Genomic DNA, 20,451 nt, shown 5'->3' on the forward strand with positions numbered 1-20,451 from the left:
TTTTAAGGGGAGCAAGAACTTGCTCCCTTTAATATTTAGACAATAGTAAAATTAGCGACAGTGAGTGTTGTAGTACTAATACCAGTCAGCGTTGCCAAGATTTCATCAGTAGCAGCCACTATGATGTTGTTACCAGTGAAACTTAGTTGATTGAAAGTCAGACCACCAGACAAGCCAATCAAATCGTTGTCCTTGCAGAAGTCGGTAATAATATCAGTACCTTCTCCATCAGCGAAGATAAATTTATCCTTGCCATTACCACCTGTGAGGATATCGCTACCAAGACCACCGCACAAGAGGTCGTTACCATTGCCCCCATTGAGGGTGTCTTTGCCATCACCACCGTAAAGGTTGTCCTTGCCATTGCCGCCATTGAGGTAGTCATTACCAGGAGTGCCGTGAAGGACATCATTGCCGTTGCCACCAAGTAGGCGATCGCCTACTTGGATAGTAACTTTAGCAGTGCTGGTGAGTTGGCGATCGCTGATGGTGTAGTTAAAGCTAGCCGCACCACTAAACCCGCAATTTGGGGTAAACACAATAAAATCATCTGCCGAGTTGCTAGGAGTGCCGTTATTTTGCAGCACGGCAGTACCATTGGTTGCACCACTGATATCAGTAATACTAAGGCTGATGCTATCGATATCAGTATCATTAGCCAGCAGAGTATTAGCTTGAATGTTCACAGCAGTATTTTTGGCAGAGGTAACAGTATCATTGACAGCAAGGGGTGCATCGTTGACTGGCTTAACCTCCACGTTAAAATTACTAGTAAGGGTGCCGCCATTGCCGTCACTGACAGTGTAAGTAAAACTGTCAGTACCGTTGTAGTTTGTGTTTGAGGTGTAAATAAAGTAGTCGTCGCTGGTATCGCTTAGAGTGCCGTTGTCATTGAATATCAGTGCGCCGTTGGCAGGACTGGTGAAGCCACTGATGCTTAAAGCATCGCCATCGATATCTTTTGTATATCTACTTAGAATGGTGCTAGCAAGGATGTTAACGGCAGTATCTTCTTTGGTGATAGCCTTAGCCCCAAAGCCAAAAATGACGTAGCTCTCCCCAGCACGGTATGCCCCGATAATCAGGTCATCAAAGCCGTCGCCATTGATGTCTCCAGCACTGCTGACTGAGTTGCCTGAATTGTCACGTTCATCGATGCCGTTGATCACGAAGCCGTTGCTGCCGTCTAGGGACGAGAGGTTGAGGCTAGCTCCAAAGCCACTGCTGCTGCCAAACACCACGTAACTCTCCCCAGCAGAGAACGTAGGGAACTGACCGGCACGGTATGCCCCGATAATTAAGTCGTCGAAGCCGTCACCGTTGAAGTCTCCAGCACTGCTAACGGAAAAGCCTGAATTCTCTTCTGCATCAATGCCGTTGATTACGAAGCCGTTACTGCCGTCTAGGGACGAGAGGTTGAGGCTAGCTCCAAAGCCACTGCTGCTGCCAAACACCACGTAGCTCTCCCCAGCACGGAATTTGTCATTGGGGGAGGCACGGTATGCCCCGATAATCAGGTCATCAAAGCCGTCACCATTGAAGTCTCCGGCATTGCTGACGGAGGAGCCTGAGTAGCCCCCCTCATCAATGCCGTTGATTACGAAGCCGTTGCTGCCATCTAAGGACGAGAGGTTGAGGCTAGCTCCAAAGCCGCTGCTGCTGCCAAACACCACGTAGCTCTCTCCAGCATTAGACTTGCCGTTGGGGTCGGCATTCTTTGCCCCAATAATCAGGTCATCAAAGCCATCACCGTTGATGTCTCCAGCACTGCTGACTGACTTACCTGAAAAGTCATACGCATCAATGCCGTTGATGGCAAAGCCATTAGTGCCGTTGAGGGTAGAGAGGTTGAGTTGGGCAGTAAAACCGCTCTTTTTGCCAAACACCACGTAGCTCTCCCCAGCAGCTAACTCGCCGTTGGAGCCGCCAATAATCAGGTCATCAAAGCCGTCACCATTGAAGTCTCCGGCACTGCTAACGGAGTCGCCTGAGTAGTCCTGCTGATCAATGCCGTTGATTACGAAGCCGTTGCTGCCGTCTAGGGACGAGAGATTGAGGCTAGCTCCAAAGCCACTGCTACTCCCATACACCACGTAGCTCTCGCCAGCAGATAACTTACCGTTGGGGTCGGCACCACTTACCCCAATAATCAGGTCATCAAAGCCGTCACTGTTGAAGTCTCCGGCAGTGCTGACTGAGTTGCCTGAGTAGCCAGGCTCATCAAAGCCGTTGATTACGAAGCCGTTACTGCCGTCTAGGGACGAGAGGTTGAGGCTAGTTCCAAAGCCACTGCTGCTGCCAAATACTACGTACTTCTCCCCGGCACCTCTTGTCGCGATAATTAGGTCATCAAAGCCGTCACTGTTGAAGTCCCCGGCATTGCTGACGGAGGAACCTGAATTGCCATTTGCGAAGCCGTTGAGGACGAAGCCGTTGCTGCCGTTGAGGTCAGATAAATTGATAGTAGAAATCAAGGTGGGTGGGTCATTCACCCCGTTGATGGTCAGGTTGACGCTAGCTGTACTGGTAAAACTGCGATCGCTGATAGTATAGGTGAAGCGATCGCTGCCAGTTTGGCCCACAGCTAAAGTTTCAAATTGAGCGTTGGGATCGTAAGTAAAAGTATTATCAGTATTGAGAGTCAGTAAAGCACCAGAACTCAGGGTAATAGGAACGCCAACATTCACCGCATTACCATCGACATTTGTCACCGCATTACCATCGACATTTGTCACCGCTAAGGGGTTGCTATCTGGGTCGCTGTCGTTGGCTAAGACCGAAATGTTAACGGCCGTGGCTTCGTCGGTGGTAGCCGTATCGATAACTGCGACTGGAGGCTGATTAGGAGTTGTAGTAGTCGCAAAGCCAAAAATGACGTATCTCTCTCCATTCGACGAAACTGGGCCTCTTGAGTAAACAGTTGCCCCGATACTCAGGTCATCAAAGCCATCGCCATTGATATCTCCAGCACTGCTGACGGAGGCACCTGAGTAACCAACTACATCAATACCCTTAATTATGAAGCCGTTGCTGCCATTGAGATCGGAGAGTTCGAGAACCCTTCCAAAACCGCTACTGTTGCCAAACACTACGTAGCTTTCCCCAGCATTATACTTGCCGTTGCTGTTGGCAACAGGTGCCCCAATAATCAGGTCATCAAAGCCGTCACCGTTGAAGTCTCCGGCATTGCTAACGGAGGAACCTGAGCGGTCACTTCGATTAATACCGTTAATCACGAAGCCGTTGCTACCGTCCAGGGATGAGAGATTGAGGCTAGCTCCAAAGCCACCACTGCTGCCAAATACTACGTAGCTCTCCCCAGCATATAACTTGCCGTTGGGGTTGGCATTAAATGCCCCAATAATCAGGTCATCAAAGCCGTCACCATTGAAGTCTCCGGCATTGCTGAGTGATCTGCCTGAGATGTCGCCCTGATCAATGCCGTTGATTACGAAGCCGTTGCTGCCGTCTAGGGATGAGAGATTGAGACTAGCTCCAAAGCCACTGCTGCTGCCAAACACCACGTAGCTCTCCCCAGCACGTAACTTGCCGTTGGGAGAGGCACTAGATGCTCCAATAATCAGGTCGTCGATACCGTCGCCGTTGATATCTCCGCCACTGCTAACGGAGTAACCGGAGGCGTCCCCCTGATCAATGCCGTTGATCACAAAGCCGTTGCTGCCGTCTAGGGACGAGAGATTGAGGACTGAACCAAAGCCACTGCTCTTGCCAAACACCACGTAACTTTCCCCAGCAGATTGCTGACCGTTGGGAGAAGCACTAGATGCTCCAATAATCAGGTCGTCGATGCCGTCGCCGTTGATATCTCCGCCACTGCTAACTCCAGAACCTGAGGCGTCCTCCTGATCAATGCCGTTGATCACAAAGCCGTTGCTGCCGTCTAGGGACGAGAGATTGAGGACTGAACCAAAGCCACTGCTCTTGCCAAACACCACGTAACTTTCCCCAGCAGATTGCTGACCGTTGGGGTTGGCAAAAGGCGCTCCAATAATCAGGTCGTCGATGCCGTCGCCGTTGATATCTCCGCCACTGCTAACGGAACCGCTTGAGCCATCCCCCCGAACAATGCCGTTGATCACGAAACCGTTGCTGCCGTCTAGGGATGAGAGATTGAGGACTGAACCAAAGCCACTGCTCTTGCCAAACACTACGTAGCTCTCCCCAGCAGATTGCTGATCTTTGGAGGAGGCATAAGGTGCCTGGATAATTAGGTCGTCGAAGCCGTCGCCGTTGATATCTCCGGCACTGCTTTTGGAGAAGCCTAGTTTAGAGCCATCGATCGCAAAACCATTGTTGCCATCGAGGTCAGAAAGGTTGAAAACTGCTGGATTAGGTGCCATTATTGTTGATTCCTCTAAATTATAAATTTTGATCCGATCCCACCGTTACCACCCGCCGAATTTCGTCGCTGCGAAATCCGAGCGCCATTGGACGACGTACCCCCAAAAGTGCTACCACGTCGTACAATTCCAGTACCACCCCCTCTATTCGCAGGGAATGGACAATATCGCCGTTTCTCAGGTCAATCACTAGTAACCCACAGCGAGGCTCAACGTTTTTCTGTTGCAATTTATCGTCTAGGGGCAAACCGCTAAAGGTCTTGTTATGCCTGGGTTGAGAAATTCCCACTACCGCAAAGTCGCCATGAAATGTACAACCGCGCAGATATCCCGGACAGAAGGCGACTGGCTCAAACACTCCCCGGTTTAAATCGACAAAGCCAAACTCTCCCGCGCCTGAGTTGAGCAGCCAGAGTTTTTCTTGATGCCAGCGTGGGGAGTGGGGCATGGACAGTCCGCGCAATACAATTTCATTGCTTTCTACGTCAATGACACAGCCACCGTTTGCCCGATGCTCCCGCCAGCCTTCTGCTACATCTGACTGGCTAACGGCGGTGACGTATTTAGGTTTTCCTTGCTGCATTGCCAACCCATTCAGGTGACATCGATCTTCCGCCGCTAGCTTGCTGATAAAGGTTGGTTGCCATAAAGGAACAAAACTGTGGGTTTCGCTGACTGTTGCCAAACAACTAAATAAGGTATTGACAAATACTAATTTTTGTGAGTTTAAATCTTTTTCTTCTGCTCTATTCAAAGTGATGTCGTGAATATCCAAATCTCCCGTTACATAACTCATCTGGGGCAAATAAAGAGCATCATAGCCTTGGTGGTTTTGTCCGGGTTGGATGATGTTTTCAAATCGCCACAGTTGGTACAGGGAACTCATGTAGAGGCTGCTGCCACTGGCATACAACCCCATGCATCGTTCAAAGCTACGTTCAAATACAGATAATTTGCCGTTTGGTTGCAAGCCGATGAAGAATAACTTCCCCGCTTGATAGGTAGTGAAGGACAAACTGAGGTTTTGCTCATACAGCCAAGAAGTAAACTGACGAGAAGCATTGATTTCGAGAGATGGTTTGTTAATAATGGTGCTTTCATTAGGATTCACTTGGTTTTGACTCCTTGATAACTCTGGTGTTCGGTCGTTGATAATTTCGCCACAGGGTATGATGCTCCTACTCTTGGACGTAAGCTAGGCAATACACCAGCAACAGCGTTTCCGTCATCTGCTTTATCGCGATCGCACTCTACACATTTCGTAGTCAGTGGTTCCTCATTTCAGAAATATACCAGAGTATTCTCGGAGTCTTTTTAAAACAATAGATGGTTTTGTAATCAATACCTTAGCCAATTTACGAGGGTTCAACGACTGTAGAAACATTGTGAATACGACCTAGAGAGGTAAGCTTGGCAAAAATCTGGGCTAATAAAATAGGCTCAGGCTTATCAGGAAGCATTTTTAACATTTCACGAACATATCGAAAACCACGACAGTAAGCCTTAAAATAATTCGTAATTCGTAATTCGTAATTCGTAATTCGTAATTAAGTTTTGTGACGGGGATTTAGACCCCGACCCAAAACTTGCTTATTTTTTGAACCGGGGGATTTAAACCCACGGTACTCGGTTAAAAGTATTCAAAATATCGAACTATGCAACGCCTTTGTTTATTTACTCGTCAAAGTTGAATTGACAGACTACTAGTCTCCAGTGCCATGTCCTGAACTCTGAGTTTTAGCTTCTGATGGATCAAGCTGAGATTTTTGATACTTACCTGGATACTTGTGCTGAAAATAAGCTTCCAGTACTTGTAAAACCATTGGCCCGCAAATAGTACCGCCATGTTCGCCAGTATTTTCACCAAAGGCTACAACCACAATTTCCGGCTTATTAGTGGGGGCATAAGCACCAAACCAAGTATGATTGGGGCGACCAACACCAGCTTCAGCAGTGCCACTCTTTCCAGAGGCTGGGGGAATTGTCGGCACGTCCAAGCTCTTACCAGTACCCTCACTCACTACCTTCCGCAGTCCATCGCGAAGAACTTTGATAGTTGTCGGCTTCATATTTAAGGATTCTCGCCAACTTTTTGCTTCTTCGTTGTCTTTGAGCAAATGCGGCTGAATTCGATACCCGCCATTAGCAGGGACAGAAAACATAATCGCCGCTTGCAGGGGTGTCACTTGCAAAGCACCTTGACCAATTGAGATATTAATGGTGTCGCCTACAGTCCAAGGTGTTTTCAAAACTCTCTGCTTCCATGTATCATCTGGAACCAAGCCTTTTGATTCTTCGCCCTGAAATTCAATGCCAGTTCTTTGACCAAACCCGTATTTGCGACTCCATTCGATTAAAGTTGGCCCACCGACTTTTTTACCAACTTGATAGAAGAAAGTATCACTACTCATAGCCATCGCTCCGGGAAATCCTAATGGCCCAAATCCGGCGTGGTTCCACTCACCAAATGTCACCCCACCAACGGTCAGAGAACCAAAGGTCTGTAATATTGTATCAGGAGAAAATTGCCCTGATTCCAACCCGGCTGTCGTGGTGACAATTTTGAAAGTACTGGCGGGGGGAAAGGCACTCAGGGCACGATTGACCAAGGGATGATCTTTACCTTGCACGCTTTCCCAATCTTTCTGGGAGAGTTTTTGTTTGGAGAAGATATTCGGGTCAAAGGTGGGGTAAGATACCAGTGCTAAAACAGCACCATTATTTGGATCGAGTGCTGCGATCGCACCTCGGTGATTTCCCAAAGCTTTTTCTGCTGCCTTTTGCACATCCAAATCTATAGTCAGGTGCAAATCGTTACCAGCTTTTGCCTGTTTCTCCCCCAAAACCCGGATTGGTCTACCCGCACCATCTACTTCCACTTGCTGACCGCCCCATTCACCGCGCAGCATTTTCTCATAAGCCTTTTCCACCCCCATCTGACCGATGACATCTCCGAGCCGATAGCCATTCTGCTTCTTGTCCTTTAACTGGTCGGGGGTCAACTCTCGCGTATAACCTAGTACATGGGCCAATTCTTTTCCGTGGGGATAATAACGCACAGAATCTGTATTAATTTCCACTTCCGGGAGTTCATTTTTATACTCCTTTAAAGCCGTGATTTCTGCTTCATTTAGATCGCGAGCAACTCGAATGAGTGAAGAAGAATTAGCACCTGCTTGTTCTAATTTCTTTTCCATTTCATCTTGCGGGATGTTGAGAATTTGCTCTAGACGCGGGCCGACTACAGACCAAGAAGGCTTAGTATGTGCCATCGGCCACAAATATACAGAGCTAGGATAGCGAGTAGTGCCTAAAAGTTTACCGTTACGGTCAAAAATATTTCCCCGTTCTGGTTGTTTAAGAATCATCCGAATTCGGTTTGCTTCGGCTCGTTCTCGAAGTTTTGGCCCTTCAACAATTTGCAAATATGCCAAACGAACGCTGATTCCCGTCAGCATTGATAGAGTAAATATGATTAAAAATATTGATTGGAAACCATGTCCAACTGTACGTGTATCTTTTTTGCTGCCAATTGATGGAAATAAAGACATAAGACAAATAATGATTCTAAGAGAGGTATTAGGGAACTCCAAAAAATAAATTATTCCACATTCAAGTCCGTTGACTGTTGACTGTTGACTGTTGACTGTTGACTGTTGACTGTTGACTGTTAACTGTTGACTGTTGACTGTTGACTGTTGACTGTTGACTGTTGACTGTTGACTGTTGACTGTTGACTGTTGACTGAAAACTCGTGAACCGTCAACGGTCAACAGTGAACAATAGCAATGGAATATTTTTTTACTTGGAAGTTCCTTATCTGTATACAATTACCCTAAACTCATGCCCAGTACTGGGTATAAAAGAATCGGGCAAGTATATTCTTGAACAATTGTTTTTGGCGGATACAATAAACCAAAGTGTCAAATCTAGTCTGCCCAATAGACTACTGACAAAATCACGTAATATCATGGCATTCTACTGAGGATTATGGCTCAAATTTTCATGCAGAATCAAAGGGGGATAACAACTTTTCAGCCACTTGATGTTGAACTGCGTAATGTATTCAAGTTTTTTAACCAAGAACCAGCAGTACATGGAATAGATTTGGATGTCAGACAGGGAGAATTTTTTAGTATTTTAGGCCCCTCCGGTTGTGGTAAAACAACAACACTGCGCTTAATTGCTGGGTTTGAAATCGCTGACGCTGGCAAAGTGTTGATTCAGGGTAAATCTATGACTAATGTGCCGCCTTACCGCCGACCCGTCAATACTGTATTCCAAAGCTATGCTCTATTTAACCACCTGAATGTCTGGAATAACATCGCCTTTGGACTGCGGTTAAAAAAAATCCCCAAATCAGAAATTGAAGCTAGAGTCGAAGAAGCTTTAAGAAGAGTGAAAATGGAAAGTTTGCGATCGCGCTTTCCCAATCAACTTTCTGGTGGTCAACAGCAGCGAGTCGCCTTAGCAAGGGCCCTAGTCAACCGTCCCACCGTGGTATTACTGGATGAACCTTTAGGGGCGTTAGATTTAAAACTACGTAAAGAAATGCAGGTAGAGTTATCAAATTTACACAAAGACTTGGGATTGACCTTTGTGATGGTGACACACGACCAAGAAGAAGCATTGTCTTTGAGCGATCGCATTGCCGTGATGAACCAAGGCAAAATTGAACAAGTTGGCACTCCCAGCCAAATTTACGAACGTCCTCAGACATCTTTTGTTGCTGATTTTATTGGTGATACTAATTTATTCAGTGGTGAAATTGTAGAGGTAGACTCTTCTAATGTTAAAATTTCCACAAAAACGGGACTCTCAATTATCATTAGCCGCTCTGAAGATACACCATCTGAATTATCACAAGCGGTGGTAGTGAGTGTACGCCCAGAAAAAATCCAGCTTTCGCTTTATCCACCCAATTTGCCAACCAACTGCTTTGAAGGACGGCTTGTCAATGTTATGTATTTGGGCACACATGTTAATTATGTTGTGGAATTAACAAATGGCATTAGCATAAATGTGTTGCAACCTAATACTTTTGGCCCTTTAGCAGACCGCGACACGCCCATCTACGCTTGGTGGGCAGAAAATGATTGTTTAGCTATTAGCCAATAGTTATTTATAAGATTCAATAATAGAATAATACCTTGACCAATTATTCCTTGATGGTACAGAGCAACTAAAATCATTTATGGATAGATAAATTTTAAAATTTGCTTGGTTCAAGCCCCAGGATTTATCCTGGGGCATTAATTGCGAATTGCGAATTACGAATTGCGAATTGTGCTGACCCTGTACTAGGAATATTAACCCATGTCAATTTTGCAAAGAGTTCCTTGGGTGTCCCTGGCGTTAGTACTGCTTAGTTACAGTACTTTGGGCTGGGTAATATCTGAAACACGCGCTTCTGTGTCTGTGTGGCTGGCGACTGTCGTTGCTATCTTGCTTTTAATAGTAACGTTGACCATTCCTTGGATAAAAATGAGATATTATTTCAGTATTTTGCTTAAATCAAATACGAGGTCTTTCGCCGTTGCTGTTTTAGCAGCTTTCTTGTTCTTTATTATGATTGCTTGGTTTCGGGTATTTCTTGATACTTTGCTGATCGTTTCGGCAACTATATTAGTCAAGATAGACTTTCAAACAGCAGGTCTTAGGGAAGGGCTAGCCTTTTGGACTACATCTACCTTTTCATTGATCGGTTTGGCCTTGGGTGCGCTAATCTACAAGTTAATATATTCGTGAATTTCGTTAATTTCCTTAAGTCATCGGCTTTTTTGCATTTCTCCAAAAACGGTATGTTTATTTATAAATCCTGTATTCAACCTCATCAAGAAGATAACCACTCTTGTTAATCTGTTGAAACTCCCGAAATATTTTACCTCCAAGACTTTCTGCAATTTTCCGACTGGGGATATTTCTTTTATCAACAGGGTAGGAAAGATAATTGTATTCCAAATTTTTATCCACCCAGTCTTTTAGTGCATGAATTGCCTCTCTACCAAAACCATAACCATGAGCGGATTTCTTGAGCCAAATTCCTAACTCCGGTGTATGAGTATCAATAGCGCCAACCTCGCAAATTCCTAAAAACTCTAAATGATCCTTTTTGAGAATTACCAACACTAAATCAGTGTGATTTTCTCGTTGTAGAATCATATCTCTGATTATCTTTTCGGTTTCACTAAGACTGTGGACTGGTTTCGGATACATAAAGGTGGTAATTTCGCTTGTAAATTCTCGAAATACATCTTCTGTATGTTCCAACGAAATCGGTTGCAAAATCAGTCTTTTAGATTCTAAACTTATTTTTTCTAAATTCTCCATAAGTTACGATTAAATCCCCGCCTTGTGACCGTGATAACTGATAACCCTTCGACTACGCTCAGGGTAAACTGTTGACTATTTACTGATTTAATCTTTCAAAATGCAGGCTGTTCAAACAGCAGTACAGAGAGGAAAAAATCCATGACAAAAATTGATATCCAACTAGTAACTACTGCTTTTGTTGCCGATTCTCCGACTTCCTTTGCTCCTCCCTTAGTAGTTAATCCCCAACTACAGCCAATAACAGCAACCAGCACCCCAAAAATAAACCCTTTTAGCAAAACAATAAACAAATCTGACGGTTCTAAAAAATTTCTGACTGATTCTAAAAATGTTTCGGGAAGAATTTTGTAAAAATATGATGCGGCAAAAACTCCGCCGAAGATGCCCGTAACTAAAGCCAAAATGGTCATCAAAGGCACCATTAAACTACAAGCAATTACTCTAGGAACTACTAGATAATCAATTGGATCAGTTTTAAGCATATAAAGTGCATCAATTTGCTCTGTGACTTGCATTGCACCGATTTCTGCTGCAAAAGCAGAACCTACTTGTCCCGCCATAATACTAGCAGTCAAAATTGGAGCCAATTCTTTACAAAAAGCTAAGGCAAAAGCACCTCCCACAGCATTGACAGCCCCAAATCTGATTAATTCCCTCGCCGTTTGAATAGTAAAAATCATTCCTGCAAAACCACTGACAAGGAGAACTGGAGAGATAGAACCTGGCCCAGCAGTCACCAGATGTTGCAGAATCTTGCGATAGTAGGTTTTTCCTTGGAGAAAATGTAGCCACACTTGACCTAAAAGCAGTACTGCTGCAAAACAGCGTACAATCCAAGATTGCTCGAAATTTGTTTTTATTCGCAATTTTATCGTCCTTAAGACTGACTTTTATTGCACATATCTTATATCAATTTTCTAAAATAAAACTAATAAGACTACAGATACAAATGGTGGAAAACCAGCCAGATATAATCTGAATTTCTTAATTACCTGGAGTATTACGAATTGGTATTTTGGTGTAGAAATTGATTTCATAAAATAAATCTTTTGGTTAATATCGTTTCTGCAAGAAGAAATGATATTAACCCAAAGATATGAATGAAAATAAAATGTTTTGATTTTGACTATTCCCGAAGTACATAGCCCACACCACGCACCGTATGAATCAAGCGTTTTTCATTATTTTCCTCTAGTTTTAGGCGCAAGTAGCGGATGTATACTTCGATGATATTGGAATTACCCATAAAATCGTAACCCCAAACTTTTTGTAGAATTTGGTCTTTAGTAAATACCTGACGGGGATGCGAGAGTATATATTCCAACAAGTCAAACTCTTTAGCCGTTAACTCAATTGCGCGTTTACCCCGGTAAACTTGGCGAGTTCGGTGATTTAAACTCAAGTCTTCAAACTGAAAAATGTCCTGATCTGTTTCTTGAGTGCGGCGTAGATGAGCGCGGATTCTAGCTAGCAGTTCCTCTATACTAAATGGTTTGACTACATAATCATCGGCTCCTGCATCCAAACCTGCGACGCGATCGTTAACTTCATCTTTTGCTGTCAGTAAAATTACTGGTATGGAGATACCAGTCGCCCGCAACCGACGACAGATTTCCAAGCCTGATAGCCCTGGAAGCATCCAATCAAGAATGACTAAATCTGGCGATAATTCCCGTGCTAACGTTAAACCAGCGATGCCATCATGTGCGACGCTTATATTGTAACCTTCGCTACTTAGTTCTAGTTCGACAAATCGCGCCAGTTTAACTTCATCTTCAACCAAGAGGATATTTGCTGCCATATTTGTTATTTTAAAGCGTACAACGTGACAATGAAAGTGCTTACTTTAACCTGACTTTGACCAGAAATAAAAAGGTACAAAGCAACTAAATTTATTTATGGGCTTGGTAAATTTTTGAATGCGTGAATGCGTGACTTCCCCAAAGGGGCTGACTAGCTATGTAAGTAGAGTGATAGTAAACACACTCCCTTCTCCTAATTTTGATTGCACAGATACACTACCACCCATACCCTCTACAAGTGTTTTAACAATGGATAAACCCAAACCACAACCGCCAGTAGCATGAGAACGGGATTCATCTACGCGGTAAAATCGCTCGAAAATCCGTGTTTGGTGTTGTAAAGGAATACCATAACCTTTGTCACAAATTTGAATAATCGCTTTGTCATGAAACTGATTTAATTTTAAAATTATCGGCGTACTAGCTTCAGAATACTTAATAGCATTATCAATCAAATTGAGTAATATTTGTTTAAAACGGCTGTAGTCTATTTTAACTTCGATGGGGTAAGCTGTTGACTCGATTGTAATTAAGCGATCGCTATATTTTTGCGCCATCACTACGACTTCTTCAACTAAGTCATTCAACACATAAGATTTCATCTGAAAATTCAAATAACCACTATCTGCTCGTGCTAAATCAAGTAAATCTTGTAGCAAGCGGATGGTACGTTCGGCTTCTGAGGCAGCAGTTTCTAAAGCTTCTTGTTGAATTTCGGTTAAGTTATTCTGCCGTCGCAAGACACTTTGTAAGTAACCATGTACAATCGTTAATGGTGTACGTAACTCGTGAGAAACATTACTCACAAATTCTCGTTCTTGCTCCCAAGATTGCGAGAGGCGCGATAACAACATGGTTAAAGTTTGAGCTAATTCTTTGACTTCGCTGGGTGCATTATCAACATATAGTTGTGCTTTTCCTAAATCTGCTATAGAAATGACTGAAGTCATCTGACTTAGCTGGCGCAGTGGTTGTAGAGAACGCTTAATATAAAATGCACTTATCGTTATTATGACAATAATTGCCAAAATACAGCTAATATTCAAACTTTGCAGCATTACCATAAACATTGTCTGTTCACGAGTAATATTATGTACTACAAATAGCTTACCCAGAGACTGACCCTGCACTTGCAAAGAACTACTACTCATAACAAAGTAGCTTTGATTAACTTTGTAAATTTGTGCTTTAATCTGCATATTACTAAGGGACATTAACTCACTCACAGTAGAGTCAGATAACAAATCCAAAGTAGCAGATTTTATCAAAATTTTATTATCAGGATTTTTTACCCATAAAAGTATATTGGTACTTGCCAAGTTATTAATAGCCTTTTGCAATCCAGTTTCAGGTTGCATCATTTCACTATAAAGTTGCACATCATGCGGCAAACGTTTAGCGATTTGTTCTATATCATGCTTACGACTATCAATCAAAATTTGCTGCATTTTCCAACTAGTCCATGCAGCAAAACTACCTAATATTAAAGTTGAAAATGTAGCAATACCAATGGTTAGGCGTAATTGCAATGAAAAAGGATCAAGATTTAGCCAAATCTTTGTGGGTTGCTTCACTGTTTAGTTTTATCCAGGGAATTGAAAAATATTGTTAGTTCTATTCATTATTAATTTTTCGGTAGAGATAGTGGCTGGATTATACAAGGTTTAGTATCACATTTTTGCTCATAAAGCATATTGATATAGCGTTCTTGCCAAGTAAGTGGAACTTCTAACAATGAGCGCGTTCCTGTTATTCCCTGACCGATAAATAGTAATAGAGCAAGGGAACTAATAGTAATGTGAACCTTGCGCCAGCGATTGGTCTTATCTTTATAAATTTCTGGCAAAATGGAGAGTGAAATAATCATCAGCAAAGCAGAGACTAGCCCATAATAATAGTGGGAGATATACCATTGGTCAGTTTTGCGGTAGATACCATCTTGACATCCAAGCACTACTAATGCCATTCCTGTGAGGGTTGCAAATATGGCACGCCAGTTTTTCTGCTTTGCCTGATAGAGTAAATATAGAGAAGCGATCGCAGCCACAAACAATAATCCGATAAATACTACCTGAAATGGTGCTTTCATCCAAAGTTGCTTATCTAAAATATTACCAAAAATATCGTTGGCAAAGGCTATTAATACAATACCTACAACTGCTCCCGTTAGCCAGCGACCCAATTGGGTATGCTCTTTTCCTACAGTAGCAGGAATTTTACTCTTACCTATGGCTAAAGTTTGCAGTCGGCGTTGACGGACTTGTAAAGCGCGGTTGACAATGACGCCAATTAAAGGAAATACTACGAGTACAGCGATCGCTGGATGTAACAACAAAATAGCATCTCTAAATTCCATATCTGACCTTTGATCAAAAGTTACAAATTAGCTTTTATCGAACAGAATTCAGGAGTCAGGAGCAAAGCTGGAGACGTTCCTAAATTCTTCTTCAATTATTGATGTCTACCTATTTATCAGGGCTATTTCGTTCTAGACATAAACCGCCCAGAACTAAAGTTCCGGGCTAATAGCTCAAGTCGTCTAAAGACGACTAATAAAGGCTTTTAGTCGTCTTTAGACGACTTGGGCTATTAGCCTCAGAATTTATTCTGAGGCGGGCTAGATGAGAATGAAATAGCCCTACCTATTTACAAATAAGGATTACTTGACCTCATCAGCCTCAAACTTTGTTACTTTACCTTTTTTAACCGCAACTACTACATCAAAGGTAGAACAGTAAGCAAAGGTCACATTATTGGCTTTATTGTAAAGATTAACCACCATACCTGCACCACCGGGTTGAATACCTAGCGGTTCAAGATCGCCAAAAAAGAAACGACGTAGTTCATCACCACCACCAAACTGACCCTTATGCTTGATGACCAAATCAATCTTTTGTTGAGTAGTCAAACCTGTAGCATCTTTCTTTTCTGCGGCTGATACTTGCACCAGTGAAGGACTCACAATTTTAAGTGGAACATCCCAAACTGTTAGCATACCAACAAGAGCAATACCTGTAAGCAGAGAAGAAGCAATTTTCATTTGTTTTTCCTTGTGCTGAAGTTTCCCGATGAACTAAAGCATCTCATCTGCTACTAAAGCTCAAATGAAGCCAATCTAGTAATTGTCTGAATTTATTCCTGAGAAAAATTTAGTTTAGACTCAGCATATTCTCAGGAAACTCTGATATTTTCAATCTCAGCCTGCTTTAAGTGTTTTCTCAGATTCATCTCACCTGAAATTACCCTAGTTGGCTGACTATAGTAATGAGTATTTCTTTGCAGCAGTATTATTATGAGTAGACCGAGAAGATGGCATTCTTTTATTTATAAAATTCCCGGTCAAACCTATCTCTGGCTAGCAATTTTGATTTTTGGAGCTTCGAGTGCAGTTACCCGCAAGCTGACACAAATTGGCGCTCAACATTTCATGGATGGTCGAAATCCGATTTCTCTATGTAATGTTTTATTTGTAGGTAATCTATGTGCCTTGATAGTTATGTTACCTATTTATCGGCGACAGTGGAACAAAAAGGCTTTGCAGGAACTGTCAAAGAAAGATTGGTTGGCCCTGATAGCGATCGCTATTTTATCAGGAGCGCTTGTCCCTGGCTTAATTTTCCAGGCATTAGCATTAACAGGGGTGAACAATATTATTTTGATTGGACGTTTGGAGCCACCTCTGGCTATAGCTTTATCAGTCTGGTTACTGAGGGAACGGGTAAATCGTTGGGAAGTTGTAGGAGCGATCGCTGCATTTGTCGGGGTTGCTCTAACTATTTTCCTGCAACCCTCACAGACGACTACGATCAACATGGGTGTTTTCAGATTAGGTATTGGGGAATTATTGGCGGCGATCGCATCTGTAGCTTCAGTAGTTTCAACGATTATTGTGAAAGAATGGCTTTCCGATATCCCAGTGGGAATTTTTAGTATCTTTCGTACTGCTGTAGGAACTGTAATATTTTTCTTTACTGCTTTAATTCTCTATGGCAGCGACCACTTTATGGATGTATTTTCACCTTTTTTGTGGCAGTGGATGCTTGTTTATGCTGCTGTAATTGTGGTTTTAGGTCAATCATTTTGGCTCAAGGGTTTGAGAGCTTCTACTGTGTCAACGGCTTCCTTAGCTGGCTCTTTTACTCCAATTGTGGGAATTTTGGCAGCTTATTTGGTATTAGGTGAAGTCCCTACCTTCGCTCAATATATCGGTGGTAGCTTGATTTTAGTTGGCATATTCCTTAGCCAAGTTGGTGTTCGCTTTCAGATTTCTCGTAAAGTTGCAGCTCAATTAGAACAAGGTATGGGATTTAAAGGGATTTAAAAAGTAGAGACGCGATTAATCGCGTCTGTACAAGAGTTTGGAGTAGAGACGCAATTAATCGCGTCTGTGAAATTATATGCAGCTTTTTAATTCTTCTCGGTGGAAAATACGCGCCAAATAATAAAGACCGTAAAACCTAGATAGGTGAATACTGTCAGCCATTCTTGCCAGCTACCAAATTCATTATTCATCAGCAAAAGCCGGAAAATCAATATTTTTAAATCCTACACGCTGACGAAACTCAAAAATTTTTAGGGAATTTTCCGGAATCGATAACAGCAAAGTGGTATCACTTATCAAAGCATCGATATTATACTGAACCTCTATAACTCAATACGGTTCAGTTAATGCCAAAATCCTTAAACTGCGTAGGTTGGGTTGAGGAACGAAACCCAACATTTTTGGTGCTTTGTTGGGTTGCGCTTTGCTTAACCCAACCTACAATTTTTCTTAACTGAACCGTATTGCTCTATAACTAACCTTCCGGGAATATAGCCCCATTGTTTCAAAAGCCTGGTCATGAAGACCGGGCTTTTGATGTTTATACCAATACTAGTTACAGATAATACCAATTCACAAAAATCCTCATACATATAGATTTATCGTAGGGGCATGGCAAAGACTTGCCCAGCGTATTTGTATGTCTCGTTCCCAGTCTCCGACTGGGAATGCCCGGTCGTTGAGGCTCCGCCTCAAGACTTGCGGCAGAGCCGCAATTGATCTGCATTTCCAGTCGGAGACTGGAAACGAGATTTGAAAAGGGTCTTAGCTTAAGTTCACACCAATGGGCAAAGACTTGCCCCAAAAGAGCGTATTTGTATCATTATGGTATGAGTACGGGAAAAACTAACCACAGAGGCACAGAGAACACAGAGAAATAAGAGTTTGAGAGGGTTTTTGTGTAAGTCAGGGTGAGAGCGATGCTACGCAGCACTTGTTTAAAATGTCCGCGTATCAAATAAAACATTTTTTCAGAAACTTTTAAAAGATTTTATCGGTCTGGTTTTCCAAATTCTGCAAAAATCAACCAATGTCATCTTCTGCTCAAGGTATTCCCGGATTACCCGATTTGACGCATCCGATTGAGCTTGTCCAATTTGGAACCCAGGCGCTCAAAGCTTCACTGTTATTAGTATTTTTGGTTGTAGCTTTAGGAATTGCGATCGCACTAATCAGTTTTTCTCTCCGTCGAAGTCAGCCGGAACAAGTTATATTCATCGCTGAATGGGCTGTTGGTTATTCTCAACTATTGCGGGGATTACAACATTTAACCCTGGTATTAGTTCTGTTAGTACCGGGATTTTTTCTCTGTTCAACTTTAAGCAATCGCTACCACTACTGGGAACAAGCAAGGGTAGCTCAAGTTGCTGAAAGCGTTGCAGGTGAGAAGCTCGAACAATTTGCGCCGCAAGTGCGCTACTCTATTCGAGAGCCATACTCTTATAACACTCAAGTCAATGGCAAGATTGTTAAGGTAAATGAGACACGAGAAATTAACCGCTTTTTGACGTTGGCTGGTTCGCAAATTCAAGTCAAGCTTGACCAAAGCGTAGATGTTCCAGGTCGTAGTTCAATTTATCGGGCAAATTATACTGCCGATTATAAAGTAGTTAACCAGCTTAAGGATATTAATAATTTTTTCTTTGAAGCACCGCCACCTAACGGCTCCATACTGCTTAAGAGCTACAAAATCGAGCGTGACGGGACTAGATTACAACAAACTAATCCGGGAGACTATGGTTTTCCCTTCCGGCTGCAACCAGGGGAAGAAACCACCTTTCGAGTTGCCTATGAGGCTAGAGGCGGGCCTCGCTGGGTTTATAGTGCAGGGGGACAGTTGTTATCTAACTTCCGCCTCACAGCAATTGCTAACTTTGCTCCGGCTAATTTTGCCAGTGGTATTGAACCTGATGATATTAAATCTGACGGACGCAGTACGCAATTTACTTGGGAGTTTGCCGATAATGTTTCAGTCAAAAATCCATTTGGAGTATTTACGAACACCGAGCCTATTCGCAATACGGGCGTAATTCCTCGTCTTTTATTGCTAGCACCAGCAATATTTGTGTGGTGGATATTGTTGTTATATTTGTCACTGCCAATGAGTTTCAAAAATATTGCGATCGCTGCTAGTATTTTCTTTGCTTGTCTATTAATGTTGACCTATCTATCTCGCGTCATCAATGCTCAGTTGGCTTGGACTTTAATTTCCATCATCTTACTAATTTTGACATGGGGATTAGGAGCTAGCCGCAGTGCTTCCCTGGCTGCTATTATCTGCACTATTGCTGGAGCAGTATTACCCATCTTTGGATTATTAATACCGTTTAGTGGACTAACCCTCAGCCTCGCGGGTTTGCTTTGTGCCGTCTGGCTAGCAGTTCGTCACTGGTATGGCTGGTACAGTTTGCACCCAGAAGACGAAAGATTGTAGGTTTGTAGAAAAATGCTAAATATTAGATTAGCGAAGTTTTAGCAAATAACATTTATGGATAACGATTTACTGGCTTTTTTGGCGGCGGCTGGGTTACTCGTCCTCTATCTCATCTTTTCTGCATTGACTGAAATGGGAACTAAACTCCCCTGGAAGAAATAAGCAGATGGGGGGATGAATCAAGGGATTGACAGTTATTAAAATCAAAAAAATGTAAATTTAATGCACTAGCGTACTTAAATAATTTACATTTTTCAACCTTATTGGGCTTGGAAAAAGGAATAAACATCCTTTAGGCTGAGTTAATATACTTATTGTTCGAGGGAATGCCAAATGCGCGATCCACAAAAGAACCAGATTAAAATCGAGCCAGCAACCCTCGTATTAATTGTGTCCCTACTAATACTCTTGCCTCTAGTGTTTGTTGGTTTTTTATCGCAGTAAGCTAGTCAGGAATACTCTACAGATATATTCTCCCGACGTTTTTCATAAAATGTGAACAAGTCGCAATACTGCGTAGGTTTTGGTGCATAGTCATTGAAGATCCCCCTTAGAGGATGTTTGAAAAGGGTCGGCTTGAGCCTCAAGTGCGACTCAGGGGTGGGATCTCAAATCCCAAAACTCCTATTCTCTCGTAGCAGTTTCTCGGTAGCCAGGGTAGTGAAACACACGCTGAAGGACTTTTCAAACATCCTCTTAGTCCCAATACTGCGTAGGTTTTGCATAAAAAATAGAAATGTGTAGGTTGGGTTGAGGAACGAAACCCAAAATTTTCCTGGGTTTGTTGGGTAACGCATTGCCTCAACCAAACCTACGAATATTCAAAACCTACGCAGTATTGCCCTTAGTCCCCCTTAAAAAGGGGGAAAAATAAGCCCCCCTTTTTAAGAGGGGTTAGGGGGATCGACTCTTAACCGAGCAGTATTGGAACGAGTCGTACTTTGCATTACCGTCGCATCTTAACCCAATCTCGTGAATTGTTAACGCATCGACCTACAATGCAATTGTATTGACTAACAATGCAATTGCATTGACTAACAATGCAATTGTATCGACTAACAATGCCATTGTATCGACTAACAATGCCATTGTATCGACTGACAATGGCATTGTATCGACCGACAAAAATTAACCTGCTCTTTGTTTAATCTTTGGGATAAGTCCAAAGAGCAAGTAAGTGTGGAGCATCAGCTTTGCTTT

14 protein-coding genes and 1 pseudogene are annotated in these 20,451 nt (G+C 42.8%); 4 read left to right on the forward strand and 11 right to left on the reverse strand.

Annotated elements, in window-relative coordinates:
• Window positions 1-35 precede the first annotated feature (35 nt).
• The 4 genes and pseudogenes from D1367_RS23705 to mrdA form a co-directional block, all read right to left on the reverse strand.
• Window positions 36-4,361: a beta strand repeat-containing protein gene (locus D1367_RS23705; protein WP_118168681.1), complete on the reverse strand. Its 4,326-nt coding sequence runs from the start codon at window positions 4,359-4,361 to the stop codon at window positions 36-38.
• 19 nt (window positions 4,362-4,380) lie between these two features.
• Window positions 4,381-5,472, reverse strand: a complete 1,092-nt coding sequence (locus tag D1367_RS23710) for a TIGR03032 family protein (RefSeq protein WP_220450975.1) — start codon at window positions 5,470-5,472, stop codon at window positions 4,381-4,383.
• A gap of 244 nt (window positions 5,473-5,716) precedes the next feature.
• A pseudogene (locus tag D1367_RS23715) lies at window positions 5,717-5,866 on the reverse strand (IS4 family transposase); the annotation flags it as partial.
• Window positions 5,867-6,064: 198 nt separating this feature from the next.
• Window positions 6,065-7,912: a penicillin-binding protein 2 gene (gene mrdA / locus D1367_RS23720; protein WP_118171633.1), complete on the reverse strand. Its 1,848-nt coding sequence runs from the start codon at window positions 7,910-7,912 to the stop codon at window positions 6,065-6,067.
• 439 nt (window positions 7,913-8,351) lie between these two features.
• On the opposite strand from mrdA, the gene D1367_RS23725 reads away from it, so the two are divergent.
• The gene (locus tag D1367_RS23725) at window positions 8,352-9,479 is read left to right on the forward strand and encodes an ABC transporter ATP-binding protein (protein ID WP_118168683.1); all 1,128 of its coding nucleotides are present in this window, start codon (window positions 8,352-8,354) and stop codon (window positions 9,477-9,479) included.
• Window positions 9,480-9,677: 198 nt separating this feature from the next.
• The gene (locus D1367_RS23730; protein ID WP_118168685.1) at window positions 9,678-10,109 is read left to right on the forward strand and encodes a hypothetical protein; all 432 of its coding nucleotides are present in this window, start codon (window positions 9,678-9,680) and stop codon (window positions 10,107-10,109) included.
• A 57-nt stretch (window positions 10,110-10,166) separates the two neighbouring features.
• On the opposite strand, the gene D1367_RS23735 is transcribed toward D1367_RS23730, so the two are convergent.
• From D1367_RS23735 to D1367_RS23760, 6 genes are all read right to left on the reverse strand, one after another.
• Window positions 10,167-10,691 carry a GNAT family N-acetyltransferase gene (locus D1367_RS23735; RefSeq protein ID WP_118168687.1) on the reverse strand — a complete coding sequence of 175 codons (525 nt, stop codon included), beginning with the start codon at window positions 10,689-10,691 and terminating at the stop codon, window positions 10,167-10,169.
• A 95-nt stretch (window positions 10,692-10,786) separates the two neighbouring features.
• The gene (locus tag D1367_RS23740; RefSeq protein ID WP_118168689.1) at window positions 10,787-11,560 is read right to left on the reverse strand and encodes an MlaE family lipid ABC transporter permease subunit; all 774 of its coding nucleotides are present in this window, start codon (window positions 11,558-11,560) and stop codon (window positions 10,787-10,789) included.
• A gap of 260 nt (window positions 11,561-11,820) precedes the next feature.
• Window positions 11,821-12,495 (reverse strand): response regulator transcription factor, encoded by a 675-nt coding sequence (locus D1367_RS23745; protein ID WP_118168691.1) that lies wholly within the window; start codon window positions 12,493-12,495, stop codon window positions 11,821-11,823.
• Window positions 12,496-12,651: 156 nt separating this feature from the next.
• A complete protein-coding gene (locus tag D1367_RS23750; protein ID WP_118168693.1) occupies window positions 12,652-14,070 on the reverse strand; it encodes a sensor histidine kinase in 1,419 nt (472 codons plus the stop codon).
• Window positions 14,071-14,120: 50 nt separating this feature from the next.
• Complete coding sequence (locus D1367_RS23755) at window positions 14,121-14,852, reverse strand: DUF4079 domain-containing protein (RefSeq protein WP_118168695.1); 732 nt, start codon at window positions 14,850-14,852, stop codon at window positions 14,121-14,123.
• A gap of 303 nt (window positions 14,853-15,155) precedes the next feature.
• Window positions 15,156-15,536, reverse strand: coding sequence for a hypothetical protein (locus tag D1367_RS23760; protein WP_118168697.1), 381 nt, complete (start codon window positions 15,534-15,536; stop codon window positions 15,156-15,158).
• Between the two features lie 252 nt (window positions 15,537-15,788).
• On the opposite strand from D1367_RS23760, the gene D1367_RS23765 reads away from it, so the two are divergent.
• Together D1367_RS23765 and D1367_RS23770 are read left to right on the forward strand one after the other, a co-directional pair.
• Window positions 15,789-16,817, forward strand: a complete 1,029-nt coding sequence (locus tag D1367_RS23765) for a DMT family transporter (RefSeq protein ID WP_118168699.1) — start codon at window positions 15,789-15,791, stop codon at window positions 16,815-16,817.
• A gap of 1,030 nt (window positions 16,818-17,847) precedes the next feature.
• Complete coding sequence (locus D1367_RS23770; protein WP_118168701.1) at window positions 17,848-19,251, forward strand: hypothetical protein; 1,404 nt, start codon at window positions 17,848-17,850, stop codon at window positions 19,249-19,251.
• A 993-nt stretch (window positions 19,252-20,244) separates the two neighbouring features.
• On the opposite strand, the gene D1367_RS32910 is transcribed toward D1367_RS23770, so the two are convergent.
• Window positions 20,245-20,376 carry a hypothetical protein gene (locus D1367_RS32910; protein ID WP_267255617.1) on the reverse strand — a complete coding sequence of 44 codons (132 nt, stop codon included), beginning with the start codon at window positions 20,374-20,376 and terminating at the stop codon, window positions 20,245-20,247.
• Window positions 20,377-20,451: the final 75 nt, after the last annotated feature.

The organism is Nostoc sphaeroides (assembly GCF_003443655.1).
GTDB classification, from domain to species: domain Bacteria; phylum Cyanobacteriota; class Cyanobacteriia; order Cyanobacteriales; family Nostocaceae; genus Nostoc; species Nostoc sphaeroides.